Annotated in this window: 23 protein-coding genes and 1 pseudogene; 4 read left to right on the forward strand and 20 right to left on the reverse strand. The window is 71.6% G+C overall.

Annotation, left to right across the window (positions count from 1 at the left end):
- Positions 1 to 63 precede the first annotated feature (63 nt).
- Positions 64 to 537 (forward strand): SRPBCC family protein, encoded by a 474-nt coding sequence (locus tag P8A20_RS05330; RefSeq protein ID WP_147958085.1) that lies wholly within the window; start codon positions 64 to 66, stop codon positions 535 to 537.
- Positions 538 to 623: 86 nt separating this feature from the next.
- The gene (locus P8A20_RS05335) at positions 624 to 2243 is read left to right on the forward strand and encodes a phytoene desaturase family protein (protein WP_147958086.1); all 1620 of its coding nucleotides are present in this window, start codon (positions 624 to 626) and stop codon (positions 2241 to 2243) included.
- Positions 2244 to 2315: 72 nt separating this feature from the next.
- On the opposite strand, the gene P8A20_RS05340 is transcribed toward P8A20_RS05335, so the two are convergent.
- Together P8A20_RS05340 and P8A20_RS05345 are read right to left on the reverse strand one after the other, a co-directional pair.
- Positions 2316 to 2528, reverse strand: coding sequence for a cold-shock protein (locus P8A20_RS05340; protein WP_147958087.1), 213 nt, complete (start codon positions 2526 to 2528; stop codon positions 2316 to 2318).
- Between the two features lie 259 nt (positions 2529 to 2787).
- Positions 2788 to 3015, reverse strand: a complete 228-nt coding sequence (locus tag P8A20_RS05345) for a hypervirulence associated TUDOR domain-containing protein (protein ID WP_147958088.1) — start codon at positions 3013 to 3015, stop codon at positions 2788 to 2790.
- Between the two features lie 169 nt (positions 3016 to 3184).
- Here P8A20_RS05345 and P8A20_RS05350 point away from each other — a divergent pair.
- Positions 3185 to 3794: pseudogene (locus P8A20_RS05350) on the forward strand (flavodoxin family protein).
- 64 nt (positions 3795 to 3858) lie between these two features.
- On the opposite strand, the gene P8A20_RS05355 reads toward P8A20_RS05350, so the two are convergent.
- The gene (locus tag P8A20_RS05355; protein ID WP_147958089.1) at positions 3859 to 4860 is read right to left on the reverse strand and encodes a TIGR03842 family LLM class F420-dependent oxidoreductase; all 1002 of its coding nucleotides are present in this window, start codon (positions 4858 to 4860) and stop codon (positions 3859 to 3861) included.
- A gap of 416 nt (positions 4861 to 5276) precedes the next feature.
- Between P8A20_RS05355 and P8A20_RS05360 the strand changes: the two genes are divergently transcribed.
- Positions 5277 to 6107, forward strand: coding sequence for an alpha/beta fold hydrolase (locus P8A20_RS05360; protein WP_147958090.1), 831 nt, complete (start codon positions 5277 to 5279; stop codon positions 6105 to 6107).
- A gap of 82 nt (positions 6108 to 6189) precedes the next feature.
- Here the strand turns inward: P8A20_RS05360 and hydA are convergent, their stop codons facing one another.
- The 17 genes from hydA to P8A20_RS05445 all read right to left on the reverse strand — a co-directional run bounded on the left by hydA (position 6190) and on the right by P8A20_RS05445 (position 24281).
- Positions 6190 to 7587: a dihydropyrimidinase gene (gene hydA / locus P8A20_RS05365; protein WP_306102979.1), complete on the reverse strand. Its 1398-nt coding sequence runs from the start codon at positions 7585 to 7587 to the stop codon at positions 6190 to 6192.
- Between the two features lie 111 nt (positions 7588 to 7698).
- Positions 7699 to 8982, reverse strand: a complete 1284-nt coding sequence (locus tag P8A20_RS05370) for an aspartate aminotransferase family protein (RefSeq protein WP_306102980.1) — start codon at positions 8980 to 8982, stop codon at positions 7699 to 7701.
- Positions 8979 to 9821, reverse strand: a complete 843-nt coding sequence (locus P8A20_RS05375; protein WP_147960170.1) for a nitrilase-related carbon-nitrogen hydrolase — start codon at positions 9819 to 9821, stop codon at positions 8979 to 8981. The genes P8A20_RS05370 and P8A20_RS05375 overlap by 4 nt, the downstream gene beginning before the upstream one ends.
- Before the next feature lie 137 nt (positions 9822 to 9958).
- Positions 9959 to 10987 (reverse strand): serine hydrolase domain-containing protein, encoded by a 1029-nt coding sequence (locus P8A20_RS05380; RefSeq protein WP_306102981.1) that lies wholly within the window; start codon positions 10985 to 10987, stop codon positions 9959 to 9961.
- A gap of 4 nt (positions 10988 to 10991) precedes the next feature.
- Positions 10992 to 11909, reverse strand: coding sequence for a DUF6895 family protein (locus P8A20_RS05385; RefSeq protein ID WP_147960168.1), 918 nt, complete (start codon positions 11907 to 11909; stop codon positions 10992 to 10994).
- Positions 11906 to 12637, reverse strand: a complete 732-nt coding sequence (locus tag P8A20_RS05390) for a hypothetical protein (protein WP_306102982.1) — start codon at positions 12635 to 12637, stop codon at positions 11906 to 11908. Before P8A20_RS05390 ends, P8A20_RS05385 begins: the two co-directional genes overlap by 4 nt.
- A complete protein-coding gene (locus tag P8A20_RS05395; protein ID WP_306102983.1) occupies positions 12634 to 12816 on the reverse strand; it encodes a hypothetical protein in 183 nt (60 codons plus the stop codon). The genes P8A20_RS05390 and P8A20_RS05395 overlap by 4 nt, the downstream gene beginning before the upstream one ends.
- Positions 12817 to 12984: 168 nt before the next feature.
- Positions 12985 to 14364, reverse strand: coding sequence for a hypothetical protein (locus P8A20_RS05400; protein ID WP_147960165.1), 1380 nt, complete (start codon positions 14362 to 14364; stop codon positions 12985 to 12987).
- Positions 14365 to 14499: 135 nt separating this feature from the next.
- Positions 14500 to 14880, reverse strand: coding sequence for a PPOX class F420-dependent oxidoreductase (locus P8A20_RS05405; RefSeq protein WP_147960164.1), 381 nt, complete (start codon positions 14878 to 14880; stop codon positions 14500 to 14502).
- Between the two features lie 19 nt (positions 14881 to 14899).
- A complete protein-coding gene (locus P8A20_RS05410; RefSeq protein WP_306102984.1) occupies positions 14900 to 15199 on the reverse strand; it encodes a helix-turn-helix domain-containing protein in 300 nt (99 codons plus the stop codon).
- A 170-nt stretch (positions 15200 to 15369) separates the two neighbouring features.
- Positions 15370 to 16047 (reverse strand): glycoside hydrolase family 75 protein, encoded by a 678-nt coding sequence (locus P8A20_RS05415; RefSeq protein ID WP_147960162.1) that lies wholly within the window; start codon positions 16045 to 16047, stop codon positions 15370 to 15372.
- A gap of 161 nt (positions 16048 to 16208) precedes the next feature.
- Positions 16209 to 18014: a gamma-glutamyltransferase gene (ggt, locus tag P8A20_RS05420; RefSeq protein ID WP_306102985.1), complete on the reverse strand. Its 1806-nt coding sequence runs from the start codon at positions 18012 to 18014 to the stop codon at positions 16209 to 16211.
- 90 nt (positions 18015 to 18104) lie between these two features.
- The gene (locus P8A20_RS05425) at positions 18105 to 18872 is read right to left on the reverse strand and encodes a thioesterase II family protein (RefSeq protein ID WP_147960160.1); all 768 of its coding nucleotides are present in this window, start codon (positions 18870 to 18872) and stop codon (positions 18105 to 18107) included.
- Between the two features lie 126 nt (positions 18873 to 18998).
- The gene (locus P8A20_RS05430) at positions 18999 to 19643 is read right to left on the reverse strand and encodes a response regulator transcription factor (protein ID WP_014153104.1); all 645 of its coding nucleotides are present in this window, start codon (positions 19641 to 19643) and stop codon (positions 18999 to 19001) included.
- Positions 19607 to 20881 carry a sensor histidine kinase gene (locus P8A20_RS05435; RefSeq protein WP_147960159.1) on the reverse strand — a complete coding sequence of 425 codons (1275 nt, stop codon included), beginning with the start codon at positions 20879 to 20881 and terminating at the stop codon, positions 19607 to 19609. Before P8A20_RS05435 ends, P8A20_RS05430 begins: the two co-directional genes overlap by 37 nt.
- 86 nt (positions 20882 to 20967) lie before the next feature.
- Complete coding sequence (locus tag P8A20_RS05440) at positions 20968 to 23478, reverse strand: FtsX-like permease family protein (protein WP_147960158.1); 2511 nt, start codon at positions 23476 to 23478, stop codon at positions 20968 to 20970.
- The gene (locus P8A20_RS05445) at positions 23478 to 24281 is read right to left on the reverse strand and encodes an ABC transporter ATP-binding protein (RefSeq protein ID WP_306102986.1); all 804 of its coding nucleotides are present in this window, start codon (positions 24279 to 24281) and stop codon (positions 23478 to 23480) included. The genes P8A20_RS05440 and P8A20_RS05445 overlap by 1 nt, the downstream gene beginning before the upstream one ends.
- Positions 24282 to 24867: the final 586 nt, after the last annotated feature.

Genomic DNA, 24867 nt, shown 5'->3' on the forward strand with positions numbered 1-24867 from the left:
CACGGGCGCCTAGCGTAGGAAAGCGCAGAGAGCGACGCGGCCCTTCGAACGGCGGAGGACGACATGGCCGTACGGCACCGTCTGATCAGGAAATCGCCCGAGGACGTCTGGCGGGTCCTCTCCGACGCCGAGCGCTACGGGGACTGGGTCGTCGGCACGTCACGGGCCGAGCCCGACGAGGGTCGGTGGCCGGAAGTGGGGGCGGCCCTGCGCTACGAGATCGCGCTCGGACCGCTGACCCTGCACAACCGGACCGTCGTGCGCCGCAGCGAGCCGACGTCCGTCCTCGAACTGGAGGCCGACAGCGGCCGACTCGGTACGGCGAGGATCGCGATGGAGCTGCGGCCCTGGGGTGAGAACACCTTGCTCATCTTCGACGAACACCCGTTGCGCGGCGCCGGGGGCGCCCTGCACAACGGTCTCCTGGAGGTGGCGCAACAGGTGCGGCACCGCGCCATGCTCGGGCGTCTCGCCCGGCTGTGCGAGGACGCCGAGGCCGGCCAGGACGCGGGGAATCCGCTGCCGCGCGGGACCTGAACCGGCACCGGGACCGGAAGCAGTACCGGGACCGGAAACAGCCGCCGGACACCGTGCGGATCCGCGCACCGAGCCAGGAGCCAGTCATGCCGGACGCTGTAGTGATCGGGGCGGGCCCCAACGGGCTGGTCGCCGCGAACCTCCTGGCCGATGCGGGCTGGAGCGTGGAGGTTCTGGAGGCCCAGGAAGAGCCCGGAGGCGCGGTCCGGCACGACCACGGGGTCCACCCTGACTTCGCCAGCGACCTCTTCAGCTCCTTCTACCCCCTCGCCGCCGCCTCCCCCGTCCTGGCCGGCCTGCGTCTGGAGCGCGAGGGCCTGGGATGGAGCCACGCGCCGAAGGTACTGGCCCACCCCCTGCTGGACGGGCGCTGCGCGGTCCTCAGCCGCGACCCGGACGAGACCGCGGCGAGCCTGGAGACGTTCGCTCCCGGGGACGGAGCCGCGTGGAAGGACCTGCGGGAGGTCTGGGAGACGGTACGGCCCGACATCCTCGACGCCTTGTTCACGCCCTTCCCCCCACTCCGCGCCGGGGCTCGGCTGGCGCTGCGGCTGCGCGCGGCCGGCGGGCTCCGGCTGGCCAGGACGATGGTGCTGCCGGTGCGGCGGCTGGGCGAGGAGGAGTTCCGGGGCGAGGGCGGCAGGCTCCTGCTCGCGGGCAATGCCCTGCACGCGGACCTCGCCCCGGAGTCGGCGGGCAGCGGGGGCTTCGGCTGGCTCATGTCCATGCTCGCCCAGACCTACGGCTTTCCCGTGCCCACCGGCGGCTCCGGAGCGCTCACCGGCGCGCTCGTCCGCCGCCTGGCCCGCCGTGGCGGCACCGTCCGCTGCGGGGAACAGGTCACCGAGGTCGTCGTGCGCGCGGGAAGGGCAGTCGGCGTCCGCACGAGGAGCGGCGAGGAGGTGCCCGCCCGCAGGGCGGTCCTGGCCGATGTGTCCGCACCGGCTCTGTACGGATCCCTGGTGGCCGAGCGCCACCTGCCCGGGCGGCTGCTGGCGGACCTGGAGCGCTTCCAGTGGGACTTCGCCACGTTCAAGGTCGACTGGGCACTGAACGGCCCGGTTCCCTGGGCCTGCCCGGAGGCCGCGCGCGCCGGAACCGTCCACCTGGCGGAGGGCGTTGACGGCCTCACCCGTTTCGCGGCGCAGATCGCCATGGGACGTGTCCCCGACCAGCCTTTCGCGCTCTTCGGCCAGATGACCACGACCGACCCCGGCCGCTCGCCCCGGGGCACCGAGTCCGCGTGGGCCTACACGCACGTACCGCACCACGTGCGGGGGGACGCCGGGGGCGAGGGACTGTCCGGTTCATGGGACATCGGGGAGCAGGAGCTCATGGCCGACCGCGTCGAGGTACAGGTCGAGCGCTACGCTCCCGGGTTCCGCGGCCTCATCAGGGCCCGGCGCATCCTCGCCCCGCCGACGATGGAGAGCATGGACGCCAACCTCCGCGGCGGCGCCATCAACGGCGGCACCACGGCCATGCACCAGCAGCTGGTCTTCCGCCCCTCCCCCGGCACCGGGCGCCCGGAGACTCCCGTTCCCGGTCTGTTCCTCGCGTCCTCCTCCGCGCACCCCGGAGGAGGAGTCCACGGTGCGCCCGGAGCCAACGCGGCGAGGGCGGCCCTGCGTGGACGGCACACCGGCGCCCTGTCCCTCCTCCAGAGCCGGCTCACCCACCGCGACCGCGCAGGTCGGCGTCCATGACGGGAGCGTTCCGTCGGGCGGCCCGCGTCGGTCGTGCCGTCCGGCCTGCTCGGACGCCGGCCCGGCGCGCGCTCAGCGCGGTTGCGAAAGCTGCACCCGCTCCGCTTCGGGTCCGCGCCGACGCTGGACGACGTCGAAACTCACCGTCTGCCCCGCCACGAGCCCCACGGGACACGCCTCGATGATCGCCGAGAAGTGGACGATGATTTCCGGCCCGCCGGCGCTGGGGCGGATGTATCCGTAACCCTTCTCGGCGTTGAATACCTGCACTGTTCCTTCGGCCATATGTACCTCTCCTTCAGAGATTTCTCTCCGGTGCATGTGTATCCGCAGTCGGTCGACCGCCGGGCGTCCCCCGATAATTCACTGACGGCATATTAGGGCCACCACTTGAGCAGTCACGCGGTACGCAGCGCACTGTTCGCGGTCTCCGCCAGGACGCGAGTGCGAGCGTCACTCCAATGCCCCGCGGGTCGCGTCCCGGCCCATGAGGGAAGACCGCTGACGGGTGTCCGTCACGTCACTGTCGGGGCGCGCTCCTCGCTCACGACGACGAACTCTTCCTGCGAAGCGAATCCGGCTTGTGCACCGCCCGTCGACCGGTCTCGTCGCTCTCGACCTCGTACTGCGGCTCGTCCTTCGAAGCGTCGACAGAGCGCCCGGCGGCCTCGGTTCGCTTCGTGATCTTTCCCTTCACCTTCCCCTGCACGGAGTGCCCATGACTCTGCCAGGAGACACTGTCGTCCTTTTTCAGGTTCTTCTTCTTGGTCACGATGGGCACTCCGCTTCTCGGTCGGTATCACGACCCCGCGTCCCACTGTCCCGTCCGTCAGCACGCGCCGCACCTCAGCCGTGCGTGTTGGACGCGTCCGGGATGCCGCCCTGCGGAACGGTGCAATCGCGACACGAGATCCGTTCGATATCCGAAGGAGTTCACCGACATGACTCGCGCACTCGCACTCGTCTGCACTTTGTCACCGTCCCCCGGGCGCTCGAGCAGCGAACTGCTCGCCGAGCAGATCATGGCCGAACTCGCGACCCTCGGCGTACAGGGGGAACCGGTACGCGTCGTCGACCACGACGTGCGGCCGGGAGTCGCCCAGGACATGGGCCGGGGAGACGCCTGGCCGGGGCTGCGGCAGAAACTGATGGCCGCGGACATCGTGCTCGTGTCCACTCCCATCCGGCTGGGGCACCCTTCGAGCCTGTGCCGGCGCGTCCTCGAACGCATGAACGCCGACATCTCCGAAACGGATGACGAGGGGCGTCAGTTGACCTACCTACGGCAAGGTGGGCATCGCCGCGGTCGTGGGGAACGAGGACGGCGCGCACAAGGTCAGCGCGGATCTCTTCCAGGGACTCGACGGCCTGGGCTTCTCACTGGCTCCCGGAGCTGTGACCTACTGGGTCGGCGAAGCTCGGCACGGCACCGACTACCAGGATATGGACCGGACACCCGACGCGGTCGCCTCCGCGACCCGCACCCTCGCCGTCAACGCGGCGCACCTGGCCCAGATGCTCGCCGGCTCCCCGTACCCGCCCAGCTCCTGACCGGCGAACCCGGGCCGGAGATTCGTGTCCCTCCGCCCGGGGAGCCGCCGCCGGGGCGTGAGGGTCAGGCGGACAGTGCGGGGATGATCGTGGAGCCGTAGGCGTCGATGGTCGCCTCCCTCGCGTCGTGCATGTCGTAGACGGCGAACTGGTCGACACCCAGGTCGCGCAGGACCTGGAGCTTCTCGATGTGGGCGTCGGCGGGCCCCAGCAGGCAGAAGCGGTCCACGATCTCGTCGGGGACGAAGGCCGTGTCCGGGTTCCCGGTGCGGCCGTGATGGCTGTAGTCGTATCCGGAGCGTCCGGCGATGTACGCCGTGAGGGCCTCGGGCACGAGAGCGGAGTGCTCGCCGTAACGGGAGACGAGGTCGGCCACGTGGTTGCCGACCATGCCGCCGAACCAGCGGCACTGCTCGCGCGCGTGGTCCAGGTCCTCGCTCACGTAGGCGGGCGCCGCGACGCAGATGGTGACGGAGTCCGGGTCACGCCCGGCCGCGGCTGCCGCGTCGCGCACCGCCTTCACCATCCACTCGGTGAGGTAGGGATCGGCCAGCTGGAGAATGAAGCCGTCGGCCTTCTCCCCGGCCAGGGCGAGGGCCTTCGGCCCGTACGCGCCCATCCAGACGGGCAGCCTGCCGTCCTTCACCCACGGGATACGGACCGGCTGTCCGTCGACGACGGCCTCGCGCCCCTCGGCGAGGTCCCTGATCACGTCGATCGCCTCGCCCAGTCTGGCCAGGGTGTTGGGTCTGCGGCCCGCCACTCTCATCGCCGAGTCGCCGCGCCCGATGCCGCAGACGGTGCGGTTCCCGTACATCTCGTTGAGGGTGGCGAACGTGGAGGCCGTGACCTCCCAGGTGCGGGTCCCCGGGTTCGTCACCATCGGCCCGACGATCATCCGGTCGGTGTGCTCCAGGATCCGGCTGTAGATGACGAAGGGCTCCTGCCACAGCACGGTCGAGTCGAAGGTCCAGCCGTAGCGGAAGCCGTTGCGTTCCGCTCGGCGCATGAGCCCGACGACGGCCGAGGCGGGCGGGTCGGTCTGGAGGACGAGTCCGAAATCCATACAGATGCTCCTGGTCCGGTGCTGGCGGGGAACGTGGGTCTGCGGACGCCGGGACCGGCGCGGGCAGCGGTCCTCAGATGTCCCGGGGCGCGCCGGAGCGGCTCGGTGGGCACGTCCGTGAGCGTCGTGCCGCGACAGAGCTTTCCACATCGAGCCACGCCGGACCCCGTAGGTCGGCCGCCGTGCGGGCGCGTCGCGGGCATCGCCCAAGGGTGGGTGCTCCCGTCCGGCGGGCGGGCCGCACAGCCTCCACAAAATGAGCATTCGGGGCATGAGCGGTATCGTTTGTGGCGTTTGGGCCAGTTTTCGGCCTCCTGGGTGGTGACAGTTCCCGCCCTGCGGAACAGGCCTGTTCCCGCCCGTTCCGCGCACGAGCAGCACTCCACGCACGAGCACTTCGAGCGGAAGGATCGGCCATGGGCACGGTCGCCACGGTTGACGGCACGGAGATCTTCTACAAGGACTGGGGCCCGCGCGACGCCCAGCCGATCGTGTTCCACCACGGTTGGCCGCTCAGCGCGGACGACTGGGACAGCCAGATGCTGTTCTTCCTCGCCCAGGGCTATCGCGTGATCGCCCACGACCGGCGAGGCCACGGGCGCTCCACCCAGAGCGCGGCTGGCCACGACATGGACACCTACGCGGCGGACGTGTCGGTGCTGGCCGAGGCGCTCGACCTGCGGCAGGCCGTGCACATCGGCCACTCCACCGGCGGGGGCGAAGTGGCCCGGTACGTCGCCCGGGCCGAGCCGGGCCGGGTGGCCAAGGCGGTCCTCGTCAGTGCCGTACCCCCGGTCATGGTGAAGTCCGCGTCGAATCCGGGTGGTCTGCCGATCGAGGTCTTCGACGGGTTCCGCGCCTCCCTGGCGGCCAACCGCGCCCAGTTCTACATCGAGGTGCCGTCGGGTCCGTTCTACGGGTTCAACCGCCCCGGCGCCGAGGTGTCGCAGGGGCTGATCGACAACTGGTGGAGGCAGGGCATGCGGGGCGCGGCCAACGCCCACTACGAGTGCATCAAGGCCTTCTCGGAGACCGACTTCACCGAGGACCTGAAGAAGATCGAGGTGCCGGTACTGGTCGCCCACGGCACCGACGACCAGATCGTCCCCTACGAGGACGCGGGCCCGCTCTCGGCGAAGCTCCTGCCGAACGGCAGGCTGAAGAGCTACGAGGGCTATCCCCACGGGATGCTCTCGACACATCCTGACGTCATCAACCCCGACCTCCTGGCCTTCGTGAAGGAGTAGGGAAGCACCGCTTCCCACCCGTCGGCCCGCGGTCCGCACCCGCCCCGCCGTCGTGCCGCCCGGCGAGGAGGCGGCACGACGGTCACAGGTACTGGCAGGTGCCCCGCGGCAGGTACGTCCCGTGGCCCGCGTGACCCACGTACGCGCCGTCCTCGATCACCGGTACACCCCTCGACAGCACGGTCCTGACCTGGCCCGTCACACGCTTGCCCTCGTAGGCGGAGTAGTCGACGTTCATGTGGTGGGTCCGCGCGGAGATGGTCTGCTCCGCGCCGGGGTCGTAGACGACGACGTCCGCGTCGGCACCCGGTGCGATGGTGCCCTTCTTCGGATAGAGCCCGAACATCCTGGCGGGGGACGCGCAGGCGATCTCGATCCAGCGCCGGCGTGAGATGTGGCCGTCCACGACGGCCTGATGGAGCAGGTCCATCCGGTTCTCCACCCCCGGCATGCCGTTGGGGATCTTCGAGAAGTCCTCCCTGCCCATCTCCTTCTGGCCCGAGAAGCAGAAGGGACAGTGGTCGGTCGAGACGACCTGGAGCTCGTTGTTCCGCAGACCGCGCCAGAGCGCCTCCTGGTGCTCGCGGGGGCGCAGCGGGGTCGAGCAGACGTACTTCGCGCCCTCGAAGCCGGGCTCGGCCAGGTTGTCCGTCGAGAGGAACAGGTACTGCGGGCAGGTCTCGCCGAAGACCGGGAGCCCCTTGTGGCGGGCGGCGGCGATCTCGGCGACCGCTTCGTCGGCGGAGACATGGACGACGTACAGCGGCGCTCCGGCGACCCGCGCGAGCTGGATCGCGCGGTGCGTGGCCTCCGCCTCCAGCGCCACCTTGCGGACGTCGCCGTGGTGGCGCGGATCGGTGCGCCCCTCGGCGAGCGCCTGCTCGACCAGGACGTCGATGGCGATGCCGTTCTCCGCGTGCATCATGATCAGGCCGCCGTTGCCGGAGGCCCGTTGCATCGCGCGGAGGATCCGGCCGTCGTCGCTGTAGAACACGCCCGGGTAGGCCATGAAGAGTTTGAACGAGGTGACGCCCTCGGCGACGAGGCGGTTCATCTCCTTGAGCGAGGACTCGTTCACATCCGAGAGGATCATGTGGAAGCCGTAGTCGACGGCGCAGTTGCCGTCGGCCTTCGCGTGCCAGGTGTCGAGCCCCTCCCGCAGGGAGTGCCCCATGCTCTGGATGGCGAAGTCGACGATCGTGGTGGTGCCGCCCCACGCGGCGGCCCGGGTGCCCGTCTCGAAGGTGTCGGCGGCGTAGGTCCCGCCGAACGGCATCTCCATGTGCGTGTGCGCGTCGACTCCGCCCGGGACGACGTACATTCCCGTGGCGTCGATCCTGCGGTCCGCGCTCCAGCCCGTCGCGGCGTCGGTGCCGTGGGCGGCGAGGGCGGCGATGCGGCCGCCCTCGATGAGAACATCGGCGTGGATCTCGTCGGACGCGGTGACGACGAGGCCGCCGTGGATGACGGTGCGGCTCATGTGTCCCTCCTCGCGGTGGCAGAACCGGTCCGTACGTGTGGACCGGGTGCGTGATGACGTACGGGGACGCGGGCCGCCCCGCGGCGGGGTCCTGCCGCGGGGCACCTGCTCTCAGGTTGCCGCGTGCAGTGCCTCGCCCAGGATCTCGGCGCCCTCCTCGGCCTCGGCGACGGTCAGCGACAGCGGTGGCGCGATCCGCAGCACGCTGGTGTTGTGGCCCCCGCCCTTCCCGATGAGCAGCCCGCCGGCGCGGGCCGCTTCGAGGACGGCGGCGGCGGCCTCCGGATCTGCCTCGTCGGTGCCGGGCTTCACGAGCTCGATGCCGATCATGAGCCCCCGGCCGCGTACCTCCCGTACGGCGGGTGAGCTCGCGCCGACCGCCCTCAGCCGCTCGATCAGCAGGCCGCCGACCCGCCGGGCGTTGCCCTGGAGGTCGTGCTCCAGCAGGTAGGAGAGATTGGCGAGCCCCGCCGCCATGGTGACCGGGGAACCGCCGAACGTCGAGATGGAGTTGGCGTCGAGGCAGTTCATGACGTCCGCGCGGGCGACGACTCCGCCGATGGACATGCCGTTGCCGATGCCCTTGGCGAAGGTGAGGATGTCGGGCGGCCCGCTCGACGCGTGGGCCTGCCAGCCCCAGAAGTGGTCGCCCGTGCGTCCCCAGCCCGTCTGCACCTCGTCGGAGATCCACAGGATGCCGTGCCGGTCGAGGACCTCGCGGAACGCCGCGTACAGCCCGTCGGGCGGTGCGGTGAACCCGCCGACCCCCTGGACGGGTTCGGCGATCAGAGCCGCGACGCCCCTGGTGTGTCCGAGCAGGTCCTCCAGATCGGCCACACAGGCCTCGATGAACCGTTCGTCGCTCAGCTCGGCGTACGGTCCGCGGGTGCGGACCCCGCCGTGGACGTACAGCGTCTGCAGTGGCGACAGGCTGGTGGTCGACCAGGACCGGTTGCCTGTGACGGACACCGCCGAGAACGACCTGCCGTGGTAGCTGTTGCGCATCGCCAGGATCTGGTTGGACCCGCGGTGGGCGGTTGCCAGCAGCAGGGCCGTGTCATTGGCCTCGGTGCCCGAGGTGGTGAAGAAGACCCGGGCGTCGGGGATGCCGGAGAGGGCGCCGACCCGCTCGGCGAGCTCGACCATGGGGCGGTTGAGGTAGAGCGTCGAGGAGTGGACGAGACGGCCGGCCTGCTCCGAGACGGCCTTGGTCACCTCGGGCAGGGCGTGCGCGGTCATCGTGGTGAGGATGCCGCCGAAGAAGTCGAGGTAGCGGTTGCCGTCCGCGTCCCAGACGTGGCGCCCCTCGCCGTGGGTGAGTTCGAGGGGGTGCCGGTAGTAGAGCGCCAGCCACTCGGGGCTGACGGCCAGGTGCCGTTCGTGCAGCCCCGTCACGGCTCCACCAGCCCGTCGTACGCGTCCGGCCTGCGGTCCCGGTAGAACGCCCATTGCCGGCGTACCTCCTCGATCAGCCCGAAGTCGAGGTCGCGTACGACGAGTTCCTCCTCCTTGTCGCTCGCGACGTCACCGACGAACTGCCCCCGTGGATCGACGAAGTAGCTCGTGCCGTAGAAGTCGTTGTCGCCGTACTCCTCCTGGCCGACGCGGTTGATCGCGGCGACGAAGTATTCGTTGGCGACGGCGGAGGCGGGCTGTTCCAGCTGCCACAGGTGGCTGGAGAGGCCTCGCGAGGTGGCGGACGGGTTGTACACCAACTGGGCTCCGTTGAGTCCGAGTTGGCGCCACCCTTCGGGGAAGTGCCGGTCGTAGCAGATGTAGACGCCGACCTTGCCGACGGCGGTGTCGAAGACCGGCCAGCCGGCGTTGCCCGGCTTGAAGTAGTACTTCTCCCAGAAGCCCTTGACCTGCGGGATGTGGTGCTTGCGGTACTTGCCGAGGTACGAGCCGTCGGCGTCGATCACCGCCGCGGTGTTGTAGTAGAAGCCGGACTGCTCGATCTCGAAGACCGGCACGACGACGACCATGCCCGTCTCGCGGGCCAGTTCACTCATGCGCCGTACCGTCGGCCCGTCCGGGACGGGTTCGGCCCAGCGGTAGTGCTCCGGCTCCTGGACCTGGCAGAAGTAGGGGGCGTTGAACACCTCCTGGAAGCCGATGATCCGCGCGCCCTGCCGGGCGGCCTCGCGAGCGTGTTCCTCGTGTTTGGCGATCATGGATTCGGTGTCGCCGGTCCAGGTCGCCTGGACGAGTGCGGCGCGTACGACGTGGGACATGAGCTGCTCCTTCGACGCGGCGTCAGAGAGCCTCTGTGTTCTCTACGCCCGTAGACACGGTGCATAGGAGGAGAACGTAAGCCCCGTCACACGACGGGGCAAGACCATCGCCGTGAACCGGCGGAGTCGATCATGTTTCATACCCGAGCGGTCCATACCTCCCCGGAGGGTGCGGAACCCAGTCCGCGCAGAGCTCCGTAGGCGGACTGGACGAACGGCGCGAGCGGGGTGGGAGCCGTGTTCGTGAGGGCCACCAGCCCCGTGCCCGACGCGGGGAGGAAGCCCGCGAAGGCGGTGAAGCCACGGGTCCCTCCGGAGTGGTGGAGCAGCGCGCCGTCCGGGCGCGGACGGAGGTTCCAGATGAGGCAAAGCCGTGAACCGGTCCTCGGCACCCGCAGCCGTGGCCGCTGCACCTCGGCCAGCGCGGTGCGCAGCACGGGGTCCGGAGCGGTGTCCGGGTGCAGCAGCAAGGTCAGGACGCGCAGCAGGTCGCGGGCGCTGGACCGCACCGCCCCCGCCGCGGTCAGTCCGGGCATCAGCAGGGCGGGGCGGGGGCGGCCGTGCCAATGTCCTTTCAACTGAGGGCGGTTGGGGTCGCAGTCCGTGTCGGTCAGGCCGAGCGGCCCGGTGACGCGCTCGGCCAGCAGGGCGGCGTAGTCCCCTCCGGCGCCGCCCGCCGCCCTGGCGAGGACGTGGCCCAGCAGCCCCCCGCCGAAGTTGGAGTAGTGCACCCTGCTTCCGGGGCTGTGCCGCAGCGGGGTGCGGCGCAGCGAGGCGAGGAGGTCGTCCTCGCCGAAGCCGGCGTAGGGGTTGCCGAGCCATCCGCTGCGGACCGCCCGGGTGAGCAGTCCAGGGGGCAGGCGCGGCAGGCCCGAGGTGTGGGTGGCCAGGTGCAGGAGGGTGAGGGGCGGCCCGGGTAGCCGGAACGGGAGGTAGCGGTCGGCCCGGTCGCCGTAGCGGACCTCGCCCCGGGCCGCGAGTTCCGCGAGCAGCAGGGCGGTGAAGGTCTTCGTCAGCGAGCCCGTCTCGAACCGGGAGCCCTCCCCGGCAGGTCCGTGGCAGAGCACCGCGCGCTCGCCGCCCCGCACCGCCGCGACCGCCGCCGCCGGGCCGCGAGCGGCCTCCAGCAGGGGACGGAGTGCGGCGGCCAGCGGCGTGGGGGTCACTCCCTCACCGCTGCCCCGCCCTGGCGAGCGCGATGGATCCCGCGACGGCCGCGACGACGACGGTGTGCTGGTGGTCGGTGAACCGCTGCTGCGGGTCGTCGTCCACGGGGTCGCTGTCGCGGGGCACGAGTCCGTCCTCGTGCTGGAGCGCGGCGACCGCCTCCCAGTCCTCCGGCCGGAAGTACGGGTCCTCGATGGAGGCACCGACGATGAGCAGCTCCGTGACCAGGTCCCACTGCCCGACCTCGCGCCAGACGTCGATCCAGACGGGGAGCCAGGTGCGTACGTAGTCGGCGAGTTCGGGCGGCAGCCCGCCGGGATCCGCGCCCCAGTCGGTGAGGTGGAAGACGGTGTGGGTCACCGCGTAGGCCGTGATCCAGTTGACGGCCCACGGCTCGGGCCGGGCGCCGAGCCAGGTCGCCGCGGCGAGGGCGCCCATGTCCTCCGTGGGCCGCAGCCCGACGATCCGGGCGGCGTTGGCGACGGCGAGCCGGCGGTTGGGCAGGACCTCCACGCTGCCGGCCGACCGCATCCGGGAACGGTGGGCGAGGAGGCGGTCGAGCCCTTCGTGCCGGTAGCCGCAACGGACGAAGGGGGCGTACATCTCCAGGGGATCCGTCATCAGGGTGTGGCGGAGCTGGCGTTCGTAGATCATGTCGCCGCGCCTGAACTGCTCCCAGGTGAAGTCCATCAGGCTCTGGGCGGCTGCCAGACGGCCGGGGCCCGCGACTCCGTCGCGCAGGATCAGGGAGGCCGCGAGGGTGGTCTCCCCCAGCGGCTTGTAGACGCTGTCGGGGTCGGCCATGGTCTCGGTCGTGTCGGGCGGCAGGCCGCCGAGGTTCCGGTTGGCGTGCAGCCACGACAGCGCACGGTCCGCCATGCTGCGGGCGGCCCGGGTGACCGGCTCGGGGATCGTCGTCATGGGCGTGCCGTCTCCTTGGGGGGCGTACCGGGCCGCTGTTCGAGGAAGTGCCGGGCGATCGCCAGGTCCAGGGCGGTGCGCGGGCCCGCCCCGCCCACCAGCCAGGCGTGTTCGGCCGCGACGTCCGGGTCCAGGGGCAGTTCGGCGCCCTCGTACCGCAGCCAGGCCAGCCATCGGACGAGGCGCAGGGCGGTGGGGAAGTCGCGGCGCAGGATCGAGCGGCTGACTCCGCGGCTCAGGGACAGCACCCCGTCGTGGGCCGCCCGGTGGACCGGGCCGTCGAGCCCGAGGGTCGCGAGCGGGGCGAGCTGGGCCATCCGGACGCACCAGCCGCTCCAGTCGTCGGACGGCACGAGGACGACGTCGTCCGGCGGTACCGGCACGGCCGTCCGCAGGGTGTCGTCCCCGGAGAGCCGGGCGAGCAGGACCGCGGTGGCGTGGTCGCGGTGGGCGACCGCTGGCTCGTCGGGGGCGTCGGACGCGGGGAACGCGTCGAACGCCTTGGCCACGACGGCCGCGTCCTGCGCCTGGAAGGGGGCGTCCTTGAGGAGGTGGGGGCTGAAGACGTCGGCACCCAGCACCCGGACGGCCGCCAGGGCCGCGAGGGTGTCGGGGGCGTCGTCGACGTACCGCGCCAGCTGCACAGCGCCCCCGGTGCCACTGAGGGCACCGAGGACACTGACTGCCAGGGCGTCGGCCGCCTCGGCGAATGCGGAGTGGGAACTCACTTGCCCCGGGGCTCCTTCGGCTCCTTGGGAGAAAGGAGGAGGAGTGCGAGCAGGAAGCCCGCCGCCTCGGGGGTGTAGAGCGGGGCGTCGCTGACGGTGGCCTCGGGCTCGGCCATCAGCGCGCTCAGCGTGGTGGTCTGCGCGGGTGTCGCGGTGAGAGCGAACTCCTTGGTAAGCATGGTGCCTCCACATCACTGGGGGGACATGTACCACTTGTGTGGTATGCCTCGAATGACGATAGGGGGTTCGTTCCGATTTATCTCCCCAAGCCCGTGTGTACTGGCAACGTGCAGCTACCACACGCCGCCCCGTACGGCAGAGCGCGCTCCGGCCTCCGGACGTTCGGCCTACGGCGCCGCGATGCCCGAGACCCGTAGCGCGTGGACCAGATCCCACTCGCGCGCCGCCGACACCTCGCGTGCGGCCGCGAGCAGCCGGGGCACGAGGTGGCGGGGCCCGCCCTCGGCGATGCGCGCCGCGTCCTGCGGGGTCCGTGTGCGGACGAACGCGCCCAGCAGCGCCCGCGCCTCCGCCTCCAGGCCCGCCCGGTCGAGGGCGACGACGGCGTCGGCGACCTCGCCTGCGGGCCGCGCCACCCCCTGCCGCAGCAGTTGCCCGCAGTCGTCGGCGTGGCCCGCGGAAGCCAGCGCGCCCGCTGCCGCGGCGAGTTCGGCGGGGGTGAGCGAGGACATCTCCCACAGCAGGGTCGCCCAGTCGGCCTCCAGGCCCGCCCCGTGCAGGGCGGCGGCGAGGACCGGCAGCCGCTCCGGGGGCCATGCGGCCGCTTCGCAGAGCACCACGTGCGCCTCACCGCTCCGGCCTTCCGCGCGCAGCCGTACGAGTGTTGCGACGACGTCCTCGGCGGCCCGGCGTGCGGCGGGGCCGGACTCCGGTGCGCGCGGGGAGGGGGCCTGGGCCGCACGCCCCTCGGCCGGAGCGCCACGGAAGCGGGCACCGCGCGGGGCGGTGGCCGCCGGGGCGGCAGGCAGGCCGGGTCCGGCCGACGGCACCGGGTTCGCCTCCGCCTCACCCTCGGCCTCCAGGCCCGCGAAGCGCGCACCGCGGGGCTTCCTGCGACGGGGCGCGGACGCGGGGGGTACGGACGCGGCGTCCGGTCCGGAGCCCCCGGCTTCGGACGCGGCCCCCGCCGGGTGACGTGTGCCGGGAATCGAGGGCGCTCCCCCCGCGGCCGGCGCAGTCGCGCCGTCCTGTCCGCGGAACCAGGCGTCCGGCACCGGCACGGTCCGCTCCACCGCCGCGAGCCGGTCGCGGAGCTCCGCACAGCGCGCCGTGGCACGGGCGTGGTCGTCCCGCGCCCAGGCCAGGACGTCCGGCTCCCCGCCTTCGGCCGCCGCTCCGTCCGCGTCCCGCAACCGCCGGGCGGCGTCCGCCTGTTCGAGGAGCATCACGTCGAGCCGGTCGGCGAGGGCCTGCCGGCCGCCCGGGCGCCTGTCGTACGCGGCGGCCGAGGCGGCGCACAGCGCCGCGGCCCGTACGGACTCCTGCGCGGCGTACGCGGCGCCGCGCGCGGCGGCGAGGTCCTGGAGCAGCGACTCGACCACGTCCCAGGGCGGCACCTCGGAGCCGTCGAAGCAGGCACCCATCCCTGCGGGATCCCGTGCGCAGAAGACGCCGTACCAGCCCCGGCCGGGGTCGAGCGATGCAGCCATGTCTCGTAGGTACTGTGCGAACGTCCTTACTTCCACCGCGTGCTGATGCACTGTCACCGTCGCCCTCGTCGGTCGCCCGGGACTGGAGCACTCCAGTCCGCGGGCATTCGACCGCAGGCGTGTTACGGGCGGGCTACGCGCGCTTTTCAGGCATGGGGCGTCCGGAGCACGGCCGCGCCCGGTGCGCCCCCGTCAGAAGGTGACGGCGATCCCCGTGTGGGGCCGCTTGCCGAGCCGTGCGAGCGTGGCGGGCACGTCCACGAGCCAGAACTTCCAGGTGTACTTGCGGGTGAGCGCCTTGCGCACCCCCGCCATCGCGTCGCCCTCGACGAGACGAGCCGTCCCCTCGGCGCTCGGTGCGCCGTCGGCGATCCGGCCGCGGGCGTCGCAGACGGTGACGCGCACCCGGCTGTCGTTGCGCAGCCGCTTGACCTTCCAGGAGTCGGAGCGGGTCCAGACGTAGAGGATGTCGCCGTCCGCGGCCGCCCAGACGGGCGTGGCCACCGGCGTGCCGTCCCTGCGGTAGGTGGTCAGGCTGACGTACTCGCTGCGGGCGAAGTCCTGGAGGGTCACGGCTGCGACCCTACTCGGGTCACGCCGTGAGCGGCAGCCGCCCCGGTTCGGGCAGCGGCTCCGGGACCTGCGCGGACTCCGGGACGGTCAGCGCGAGCAGCTCGTCCATCGAGATGCCGAGGACCCCCGCGAGCGCCGCCACCGTGAAGAACGCGGGAGTGGGGGCCCTGCCCGTCTCGATCTTGCGGAGGGTCTCGGCCGAGATCCCGGCGCTCGCGGCGACGGCGACCATGCTGCGCTCACCACGCGCCGCACGCAGCAGTTCGCCGAGCCGCTCGCCGCGGCGGCGCTCTTCGGGGGTCAGTGGATTGCGAACCATGCCGTCATTCTAATACCGGTATGACCGGTATAGTAATTGGTGCGATGCGACTCATGACGGATGCGGCGGGCGGACCCTCCGAGCGAGTGACGGCGGCCGGGCCCGTTCCGGACACACGGGGGCCGTCCCGGACGACGGCCGCCGCATCCTGAAGCCCTCCGAGCGCCCGCTCAGGCCTGCCCGGCGAACTTCCGGGCGAGCGCCTCGCCGGCACTGACGGCGGCGGCAGGACTCTCGATCGGTGACGCCTTGGAGTTCCTGAAGAGGATGTAGGTGACTCCGGAAGGCGTGCCTCCGGTCTTCGGGTCCGGATCGATGCCGAGCGACTGGGCCAGGGCGTACGAGCCCTCGCCGATGATTCCGGTGGGCCCGGTGTCCCCGACGACGGCGTAGCGGACCTTGTCGCCGTGGATGACGGCGACCACGCCGCCGCCCTTGATCCCCGACGTGGTGTAGTTCCAGAGCGGGCCGGGGCCGGGGACGACGACGTAGGGCACCTCGGAGGAGTCCAGGTACTTGCCGTCCGACCCCTGGAAAGCTGTCTGGGGCTGGAACGAGGGGTCCGTCCTCGTGTTGCAGACGGTACTGACCTGGCCGTCGCAGTCGATGTCCATGTCGGCCTCCCAGAACACGACCTCGTCGGTCCCGCAGACCGGGACCGTGGCGGCCGCCGCACTCTGGTCGGTCCGGTACTTCCCCTGGGAGACCGGGGCGCAGTTCTTCACCTTGGCCAGCAGTTCGGCCGCCCCGACCGGGCTTTCGCCGTCCGCGACAGCGGTGGCGGGGAGTGCCGCTGCGAGGAGAGCGGCGCCGGAGAGCGCGGAGAGGAAGAGCGTTCGCGTACGCACCGTAGTGGTTGCCCTTTCACTGGACACGAGGAACCCTGGCGGGCTCCTCCTTGCCGACGCGGCCCGGCGGGTGGGCAACCGGCCGCGTCAAGGCCTCGGGGCCGGAAGGGCGCGATGAACCACGCCCTTCCGGCCCCGAGGCCTGTGCTTGTGCCGATCGGTCACGAACCGCCGCTCGGCGATACCACCATGGCCGACCCGCCCCCGCGCCGCACCTTTTCGGCTGCCGCGAGCCAGCGCCCTCCGGGGAGGCGCTGGATGCCCGTGGCGGCCCCGATCTCAGGGTTCGCCTTGAACACGTGCCCGAGGGCCTCCAACTCCCCGCGCACCGGGCTGTCCCACAGCCCCGGCTCGATCTCGGTCGTGGCCGAGTTGCGCTGGCTGGCACGCGGGGCGGCGATCGCCTCGACGAGCGGCAGCCCCCTGTCAAGGTGACCGGTCAGGGACTGCAGGACCGTGGTGATGATCGTGGCGCCGCCAGGCGATCCCAGGGCCAGTACGGGCTTTCCGTGTTCCAGCACGATGGTCGGGGAGATCGAGGAGCGCGGACGCTTGGCCGGACCGGGCAGATTCGGGTCGTGGACCGCCGGGTTCGCCGGCGCGAACGAGAAGTCGGTCAGCTCGTTGTTGAGCAGGAACCCCCGCCCCGGCACCGTGATACCGCTGCCGCCCGTCGACTCGATCGTCAGGGTGTACGCGACGACGTTGCCCCACTTGTCGGCGGTCGTCAGGTGCGTCGTGTTCTCACCCTCGAACGTCGTCGGCGCGGCCTCGCCCCCGGACGCGCAACGGGCGGGGTTGCGCGGATCGCCGGGAGGGAGCGGGCTGGTGAGCACGGCGTCGTCCTTGATGAGGCATTCGCGCGAGTCCGCGAACCGCTGGCTGAGCAGCTCCCGCGTCGGCACGTCCTCGAACGCGGGGTCGCCGACCCACCGGCCCCGGTCGGCGAAGGCGATCCGGCTCGCCTCGATGAGGCGGTGCAGGTACTGCGTCCGGCTCACCTTCGAAAGGTCCGTCGACTCCAGGATGTTGAGGGCCTCACCCACGCTCGTGCCCCCGGACGAGGAAGGCGCGATGCCGTACACGTCGAGGCCGCGGTAACCGACTCGCGTGGGGGCCTGACGCAGTGCCCTGTACGCCTTCAGGTCCTTGGCCGTCAGGTCGCCCGGACGCACCACACGCGTCGCCGAGGGGTCCACGGGGGGCTTCCGCACGGTCGACACGATGTCCCGGGCCAGATCGCCCCGGTACAGCTCGTCGACGCCCTGACGGCCGAGCGTGCGGTAGGTAAGGGCGAGGTCGGGATTCCTGAACACCGATCCGGTCACCGGCAACTGTCCGCCGGGCAGGAAGAGTTCGGCGGACGCGGGGAAGTCGGCGAACCGCGCCTGGTTCGCCGCGGTCTGCGAGCGGAAGGTGTCGTCCACGACGAATCCGTCGCGGGCCAGCCGCTCCGCCGGTTCGAGCAGCCGCCCGAGCGGCTTGCTGCCCCAGGCGTCGAGCGCCTTCGCCCAGGTGGCGGGCGTGCCGGGGGTGCCGACCCCGAGCCCGCTGGTGACGGCGTCGTTGAAGGGGATCGGCTGCCCGTTCTCCAGGAAGAGCGAGGAGTCCGCGCTGCGCGGCGCGGTCTCACGGCCGTCGATGGTCTGGACGCTGCCGGTCCTGGCGTCGTAGTGGACGAAGTACCCACCGCCGCCGATGCCCGCCGAGTAGGGCTCGGTGACACCCAGCGCGGCGGCGGTGGCGACGGCCGCGTCGACGGCGTTGCCCCCCTTGCGGAGTACCTCGATGCCGGCCGCCGACGCGTCCGCGTCGACGCTCGACACCGCTCCCCCGTATCCCACCGCCACGGGGGACTTGGGAGGCGGTACCGGTGGCGTCGAAGCCGCGGGGGCCGCGGCGCCGAGGGAGCCGATGACGGCGATCACGACTGAGAACGACACATTCCGGCCGACGGAACGACGCATCCGTACCTCCTGTGAAGGATCGTCCGCGCAGGGTAACGCCGCGCCACCCGTACCGTCAGGACCGCCTCGGCCATGTGTACGGGAAGTCGGTCAGGCCGTGCCCGCCGGTACGGCCGCCCGGTCGGCGATCAGACGGAGGATCTCCTGCTGGTGCGCGGCCAGGTAGAAGTGGCCGCCCTTGAAGACGCGGAACTCGAAGGCCCGTTCCGTGTGCCTCGACCAGGCCTGCGCCTCCTCGACGCTCACCTTGGGGTCGTCGTCCCCCACGAGGCTCCACACGGGGCAGTGCAGCGCGGGGCCCGGCTCGTAGACGTAGGTCTCGGCGGCGCGGTAGTCGGCGCGGATCGCCGGCAGGGCCATGCGGACCAGTTCCGGGTCGTCGAGGATGGCCGAGTCCGTACCGCTCAGCAGCCTCATCTCCTCCAGGATGCCGTCGTCGTCCCGCAGGTGGACGACCTCCGTGCGGGGTGCGGACGGCGCCCGGCGCGCGGAGGCGAACAGCGCGTGCGGCACGACGCCGTGGTCGCGCTCCAGCCGGCGCGCCACCTCGAAGCCGAGGGTCGCGCCCATGCTGTGCCCGAACAGGACGAGCGGGCGGTCCGTCCACTCCAGGAGCACGGAGGTCACCTGGTCGGCGAGTTCGGCGATGGTGGGGACGCAGGGCTCGGCCCGCCGGTCCTGGCGCCCCGGGTACTGCACGGCGAGCACGTCGATGCCGGCGGGCAGGCCCGCCGACACCGGCTGGTAGAAACTCGCCGAGCCGCCCGCGTGCGGCAGGCACACCACCCTGACCGCCGCGTCCGGGCGGGGGTGGTAGCGGCGTATCCACAGGCGGTTGTGTTCGGCCGGCGTGGTCATGGGGTGCGGGTTCCCTTCGTGGCGGCGGCGCGGACGGACCGCACCGGGCGTGCCCGACGAGTCTCACCGCCCGGGCGCGCGGACCACACCCCTACCGCCCCCAGGTCCGGGGGCGGCAGGCGGAGCTCACGCGTTGAGGTAGGCGAGCACCGCCAGGACGCGGCGGTTGTTGTCACTCGACGGGGGGAGCATCAGCTTGGAGAAGATGTTCGAGATGTGCTTGGCCGCCGCCCCCTCGGTGACGGTCAGCCGTTGGGCGATGGCGGTGTTGGAGCACCCTTCCGCCATGAGTTCCAGCACGGTGCGCTCCCGCGCGGTGAGCGCGGCCAGCGGCTCGTCGCGGGAGTGGGACGTCATCAGCTGGGCCACGACGGTGGGGTCCATGGCCATGCCGCCGGCCGCGACGCGGCGGACGGCGTCGATGAACTGCCTGTCGTCGAGGACGCTGTCCTTGAGCAGATAGCCGATGCCCCCGGTGCCGTCGGCCAGCAGTTCACGGGCGTACATCTGCTCCACGTGCTGGGACAGGACGAGGATCGGGAGACCGGGTCGCTCACGGCGGGCGAGCAGGGCGGCCTGAAGGCCCTCGGTGGTGAACGTCGGGGGTAAGCGGACGTCCACCACGGCCACGTCGGGACGGTGTTCGGCGATGGCACGTCCGAGGTCCGCACCGTTGTCGACGGCGGCTACCACCTCGCAGTCGTAGGCCTCCAGCAGTTGGATGATTCCCTGCCTCAGGAGGAAGAGGTCTTCGGCGAGGACAACGCGCACGGCAACTCCATTTTCATGACGGTCGGTCCGCCCGGGGGACTTTCGATCTCCAGGACGCCGTCAAAGGATGCCAGCCTCCGCCGGATGCCCTCCAAGCCGCTCCCGGCCGACATCTGGGCGCCCCCTCGGCCGTCGTCGGTGACCTGCCCGTGCAGGGCGCCGTCCGTGTAGCCGAGAACCACCTCGACCTGTCCGGCGTCTGCGTGCTTGAGGGCGTTGGTGAGCAGTTCCGACACCGAGAAGTAGATGGCGGACTCCACCGGGTCGGGCAGCTTCCCGGGGAGGGCCGCGACGACCGTGACGGGCAGTGGACTGGCCAGGCCCAAGGCCCTGACCGCGTCGGCGAGTCCGCGCTCGGCGAGCACCGGGGGGTGGATGCCCCGGACCAGGCCGCGCAGCTCACGCAGAGCCTGCACGGAGGAGCTGCGCGCGTCGTTCAGCAGCCGGCGTGCCTCGTCCGTGTCGCGGTCCAGCTGCCGGTCGACGGCGCCGAGGGTGAGGCCGAGGCTGACCAGCCTGGCCTGGGCGCCGTCGTGCAGATCGCGTTCGATGCGGCGCACCTCGGCGGCCTGGATGTCCAGAGCGCCGGAACGTGTCTCCGAGAGGTGCCGGACCCGGGATTCCAGGCGGGCTCCCTGGGTCGGGCCCAGCAGGAACAGGACGAAGTAGGCGTGGCCCTTGAGGAACCAGGGGCTGAGGTGGAGCCAGCCGGCGGACACGGCGAGGGCCGCCAGGGCCGCGGCGAGGGCGGCGGGCCAGCTGTCCACGGTGATGAACGCGTACCAGCGGCCCACCCCGTCGGCGGCGACGGGCTGCCACAGGCCGCCGGCCAGCACCAGCCCCTCCCCCGCGTAGTACAGCATCGCGGCCGGGGCGCTGCCGAGCAGCAGGCCCACGACGCTGTTCAGGAGCAGCCACAGCAGGTCCCGCCAGCTCGCCGGGTCGGCCAGGATCCACTTGCAGCGGCGCACCCAGCCCACGATGTCCCGTTCGATCTCCTCCGGTTCGGGCCGGTAGGGCCGTTCCACCGGGACTCCGGAGCGGGCGGCGGCACGCCGGTTCAGGTCGCAGACCCAGCGCACCGCGGTGGTCAGGTGGGGCAGAGCGAGGAAGCCGATCCCGATGAGGCACAGGATGGTGAAGTACGTGGTCGTGACGAGGAGTACGACCGAGGCCAGGGCTCCGACGGCGATCAGTGCGCCGACCAGTGTGTCCTGGACGGCCCGGCTCAGTCGCATGCGCCCATCCTCCCATTCGCGGGGACGGACGGGTGAAGGACCGTCCCCGGACGGGGGTGCCGGGGACGGTCCGGTCCGGATACGGCTCACGCGGCCTTCACCGTGTCGACGGCGGGCGTGCGCATGCCGCGCCACGAGGGCAGGAGCGTGGCGCCGAAGACCAGCACCAGGGACCCTCCGACGATGGCGAGGTAGATCCCGATGGATCCGGAGGGCAGGTAGGAGTCGGACTTGACCATGCTGTACGGGACGATGGTGGTGGCCGCGGCGATCGTGCCGAGGACGGTGGCGATGATTCCGATGAGGACGCCCTCGACGGTCAGCATGCCGAGCACCTGACGGCGCGTCGCCCCCGTCAGCTGCTGGAGGCCGAACTCGGCACGGCGCTTGCGGGTCACCGCCACGAGGGTGTTGACGACGGTGATGGCGGCGTATCCGACGATCATGGCGACGATCGTATAGTTCGCGGCGACCAGGATCTGCTGGATCTGGTTGTTCCGGCCGGCCAGCGAGTCCCCGTCGTCCAGTTCGGTGCCGGGCACGCTCGCGGCGAGTCCGGCCAGTGACTCACGGAGTCCGGCGGGGCCGTCCTGTTCGGAGCGGACCAGGATCTGGTGCGGAAGCCCGTCGCTGGTGTGCGGGGCCAGGGTGGCCGCGGGCAGGGTCACGTACTGCTGCTTGGGGTTGTCGGCGTAGAGGGCGACCACGGTGGGGCGTACGGCGGTGCCGTCGCCGAGGCGCAGCGGAAGCCGGTCCCCGACCCCCACTCCGTACTCCTCGGCCTTCTTGTCGGAGAGTGCGACCGTGTCGCCGCGCAGGCCGGACAAGGATCCGGCGACGGGCCGCAGGTCGAGGCTCTGCTGCACGCCTTCGGCGGACACGCCCCGCAGCTCGGTGTCGGCACGGCCGTCGGGGGCGTCGACGAATCCGCGGCTGGTGACGAACTCCGAGGCGCCGGCCACTCCGGGGGTCGCCCGGACCCGGTCGACGACGGCGGGTGCGAATCCGCCCGTGGTGGAGTCGAGTACGTAGTCGGCGAGGACGTTCTGGTCGTAGGAGCTCTGGGAGACGTGGTCCTCGGTGGCCTGCATGTAGAGGGTGCCGGTGGCGATGCCGATGAGCAGGACGATGGGCGCGACGGCGCCCGCCATACGGACGTTGGCGGTGGTGGCGTTGCGCAGGGCGAGCATCCCGGGGATGCCGGAGAAGGCGCGCACCGGCAGGTGCAGCAGGGCGACCATCGCCTTGGTGATGCCGGGGGCGAGGAGCGCCAGGCCGATGCAGAACAGCACGGAGGCGGGTCCCGCTGTGCTGGCGAGGGTGGGGCCGTCCTCCATCACGGTGGCGGTGGCGACGGCGAGGCCGATGCCGTTGGCGAGGAAGAACAGCGCGATCAGCAGCCGCGGCACGCTGAACCAGCGGGTGCCCACGGCGGATTCGGCCAGTGCGGCGACCGGTTCGGTGCGGGCGGCGCGCCGGCCCGCGAAGCGGGTGGCCCCGGCCGCGGCGAGCACGGTGACGACGGCGCCGACGGCCATAGGCACCCAGCCGGCGTGGTAGACGATCGCCGACGAGACGACGCCGCTGGAGGTGAGCACGCCGAAGAGCAGCCGGCCGAGCAGGTACCCCGGGTACAGGGCGAGCAGTACCGAGGCCACCGAGAGCACCGCGGTCTCGATGAGGATCATCCGGCGCAGTTGCTGCGGGGTGGAGCCCACGGCCCGCAGCAGGGCCATCTCCCGGGTGCGCTGCTGGAGCGACAGCCCGAGGGTGGAGGCGACTCCGAACATCACGATCAGCACCACGGACGAGCCGAAGATGGCCGCCAGGATCACGACGGTGCGCTGGCTGGAGAGGGTGCCGGGCAGTTCCGCCAGGCCGCGCTTCTCACCGGTGAGCACCTCGGCCCGGTCGCCGACGACGGACCGCACCGTGCCGGCGACCGCCGCCGTGTCCGCGCCGTTCTCCGGCAGCACGCCGATCGAGTCGATCCGGCCGCCGGCCAGGGTGCGGGCCTGCTCGTCGCTGAAGAACAGCGCGGCGTCCGGGTTGCTGTCGCCCCGCTGGCCGGCGACACCGCTGACCGTGAACCGCCGGGTGTCGCCGTTGACGGCGATCTCGACGACGGAGCCCGGTCCCGCACCGGCACGCTCGGCGAGCCCGGAGTCGAGTACGACCTCGCCGCCGGCGACGGGGGAGGCGCCGGCGGCGAGGGTATAGGGGGTGAGCCGGGCACCGGCCCAGCCGTGACCGTACGAGGTGTCCTCGCCGGTCAGCGCCTTGCCGTCCTTGAGGACGGTGGCGGGGAAGGACACGTCGCCGACGGCGTCACGGACGCCGTCCGCACGGGCCACCTCACCGACGAGCGACGGGTCGATGCGGTGCCGCTCGGTCAGGGCGGCGCCGTCGTAGGACTGTTCGCCGGTGACCACGACCGGGGCGCCGTTCAGGCGCAGCGGGTCGGCGGCCATCCGGACGCCGGTCTCCATCAGGCCGCCGCAGCCGATGACGATCGCGGCACCGAGGAACATGGCGAGGAAGGTCGCGACGAAACTGGTCCGCCGGAACTTCAGGGTGCGCAGGGCGAGCCGCCACATCAGTACAGCCCTCCGGACGTCATCGGTGCGGCCTGCTGGCGGTTCTCGTCCTCCCAGGCGCCGAGCCGTGTCATCCGCGCCGCGACCGCGTCGGCCGTCGGCCGGTGCAGTTCGCCGGCGAAGGCACCGTCGGCGAGGAAGACGACCCGGTCGGCGTACGAGGCCGCCACCGGGTCGTGGGTGACCATGACGAGGGTCTGGCGGGCGTTGTCGACGGACTCGCGCAGCAGGGAGAGCACGGCCGACGCGGTACGGGTGTCCAGCGCTCCGGTGGGCTCGTCCGCGAAGACCACGGCGGGCTGGGTGACCAGGGCGCGCGCGATGGCGACGCGCTGCTGCTGGCCTCCGGACAGCTCGGACGGCAGGTGGCCGAGGCGGTCGGCGAGGCCCACGCGCTGGACGACGGTGCGGATCAGGTTCTTGTCGGGACGCTTGCCGGCGAGTTGCAGCGGCAGGGTGATGTTCTGCATCACGGTCAGGGCGGGCAGCAGGTTGAACGACTGGAAGATGAAGCCGATCCGGTCGCGGCGGAGCATGGTCAGCTGGGTGTCGTCCAGGCCGGCGAGGTCGGTGCCACCGACGGTCACGCTTCCGGACGTGGGCCTGACCAGGCCCGCGGCGCAGTGCAGGAAGGTGCTCTTGCCGGAACCGGACGGTCCCATCACCGCTGTGAAGGTGGCGTCGGCGAAGCTCATGGAGAGTTCACGGAGCGCGGCCACCTGGCTGTCCGCTCGTCCATAGATCTTCGACACGGTGGCCAGTCGTACCGCCTCCGTCCGACGGAGGTCGTGTGATGTGTGCATCGTGCTCCCCAATGAAATGACGCGCTTCCCACGCGGTGTCTGTGGATCAGATTAGGAGCGGCGAGGCCGTCGCACATTGGCCTTATACCGCCGATTCGAGGTAGAGGTTTCTCTACCTCCGTAGGCATGTATGTGGAGTCGTGCAGCAGTTCCATACCTTGGAGCTTTTTGCGAGTTCGCGTCGAGACGCCGTGAAGACGGACCACGCGCCTCGCGATTTCGGTGAGCCTGGTGGCGCCCGCGACGGTTTCCGCAGGAGGTGCCACCCCTTCGGACCGGCGTCCGGCACCTCTCGTCCGGGCCGGGGCCGGAACACCATTTCTCCGAAAGAAATACCGACTTCTTGTCAAGGGGGCAGAAATACCCGTAGGACAGTGCATCCTCCGCCCCCCTGTCCGAATCGTTTACCCCACCGTAAAAGTGCGGCCACCGCCAGTGCCACAATGTGAATCAACGGGTAACGTCGCAGTATCCGAAAAACCGTCAAGAGATGGGATTCTCTGTGTCCAGGACAGCCGGCCTCCCCACGGCCGAGAGGCATGACGGCACCGCACTCGCGAGGCCGGTGCGGCATGGGGCGTGACCA

It is taken from the genome of Streptomyces sp. Alt3 (assembly GCF_030719215.1).
Lineage (GTDB): Bacteria > Actinomycetota > Actinomycetes > Streptomycetales > Streptomycetaceae > Streptomyces > Streptomyces glycanivorans.

What these genes read in the sequence shown, in the direction of transcription:
- P8A20_RS05330 (WP_147958085.1), top strand. Translation starts at nt 64, where the DNA reads ATGGCCGTACGGCACCGTCTGATCAGGAAATCGCCCGAGGACGTCTGG.
- P8A20_RS05335 (WP_147958086.1), top strand. Translation starts at nt 624, where the DNA reads ATGCCGGACGCTGTAGTGATCGGGGCGGGCCCCAACGGGCTGGTCGCC.
- P8A20_RS05340 (WP_147958087.1), bottom strand. Translation starts at nt 2,528, where the DNA reads ATGGCCGAAGGAACAGTGCAGGTATTCAACGCCGAGAAGGGTTACGGA.
- P8A20_RS05355 (WP_147958089.1), bottom strand. Translation starts at nt 4,860, where the DNA reads ATGGATTTCGGACTCGTCCTCCAGACCGACCCGCCCGCCTCGGCCGTC.
- P8A20_RS05360 (WP_147958090.1), top strand. Translation starts at nt 5,277, where the DNA reads ATGGGCACGGTCGCCACGGTTGACGGCACGGAGATCTTCTACAAGGAC.
- hydA (WP_306102979.1), bottom strand. Translation starts at nt 7,587, where the DNA reads ATGAGCCGCACCGTCATCCACGGCGGCCTCGTCGTCACCGCGTCCGAC.
- P8A20_RS05375 (WP_147960170.1), bottom strand. Translation starts at nt 9,821, where the DNA reads ATGTCCCACGTCGTACGCGCCGCACTCGTCCAGGCGACCTGGACCGGC.
- P8A20_RS05385 (WP_147960168.1), bottom strand. Translation starts at nt 11,909, where the DNA reads ATGACGACGATCCCCGAGCCGGTCACCCGGGCCGCCCGCAGCATGGCG.
- P8A20_RS05395 (WP_306102983.1), bottom strand. Translation starts at nt 12,816, where the DNA reads ATGCTTACCAAGGAGTTCGCTCTCACCGCGACACCCGCGCAGACCACC.
- P8A20_RS05410 (WP_306102984.1), bottom strand. Translation starts at nt 15,199, where the DNA reads ATGGTTCGCAATCCACTGACCCCCGAAGAGCGCCGCCGCGGCGAGCGG.
- ggt (WP_306102985.1), bottom strand. Translation starts at nt 18,014, where the DNA reads ATGCGTCGTTCCGTCGGCCGGAATGTGTCGTTCTCAGTCGTGATCGCC.
- P8A20_RS05425 (WP_147960160.1), bottom strand. Translation starts at nt 18,872, where the DNA reads ATGACCACGCCGGCCGAACACAACCGCCTGTGGATACGCCGCTACCAC.
- P8A20_RS05435 (WP_147960159.1), bottom strand. Translation starts at nt 20,881, where the DNA reads ATGCGACTGAGCCGGGCCGTCCAGGACACACTGGTCGGCGCACTGATC.
- P8A20_RS05440 (WP_147960158.1), bottom strand. Translation starts at nt 23,478, where the DNA reads ATGTGGCGGCTCGCCCTGCGCACCCTGAAGTTCCGGCGGACCAGTTTC.
- P8A20_RS05445 (WP_306102986.1), bottom strand. Translation starts at nt 24,281, where the DNA reads ATGCACACATCACACGACCTCCGTCGGACGGAGGCGGTACGACTGGCC.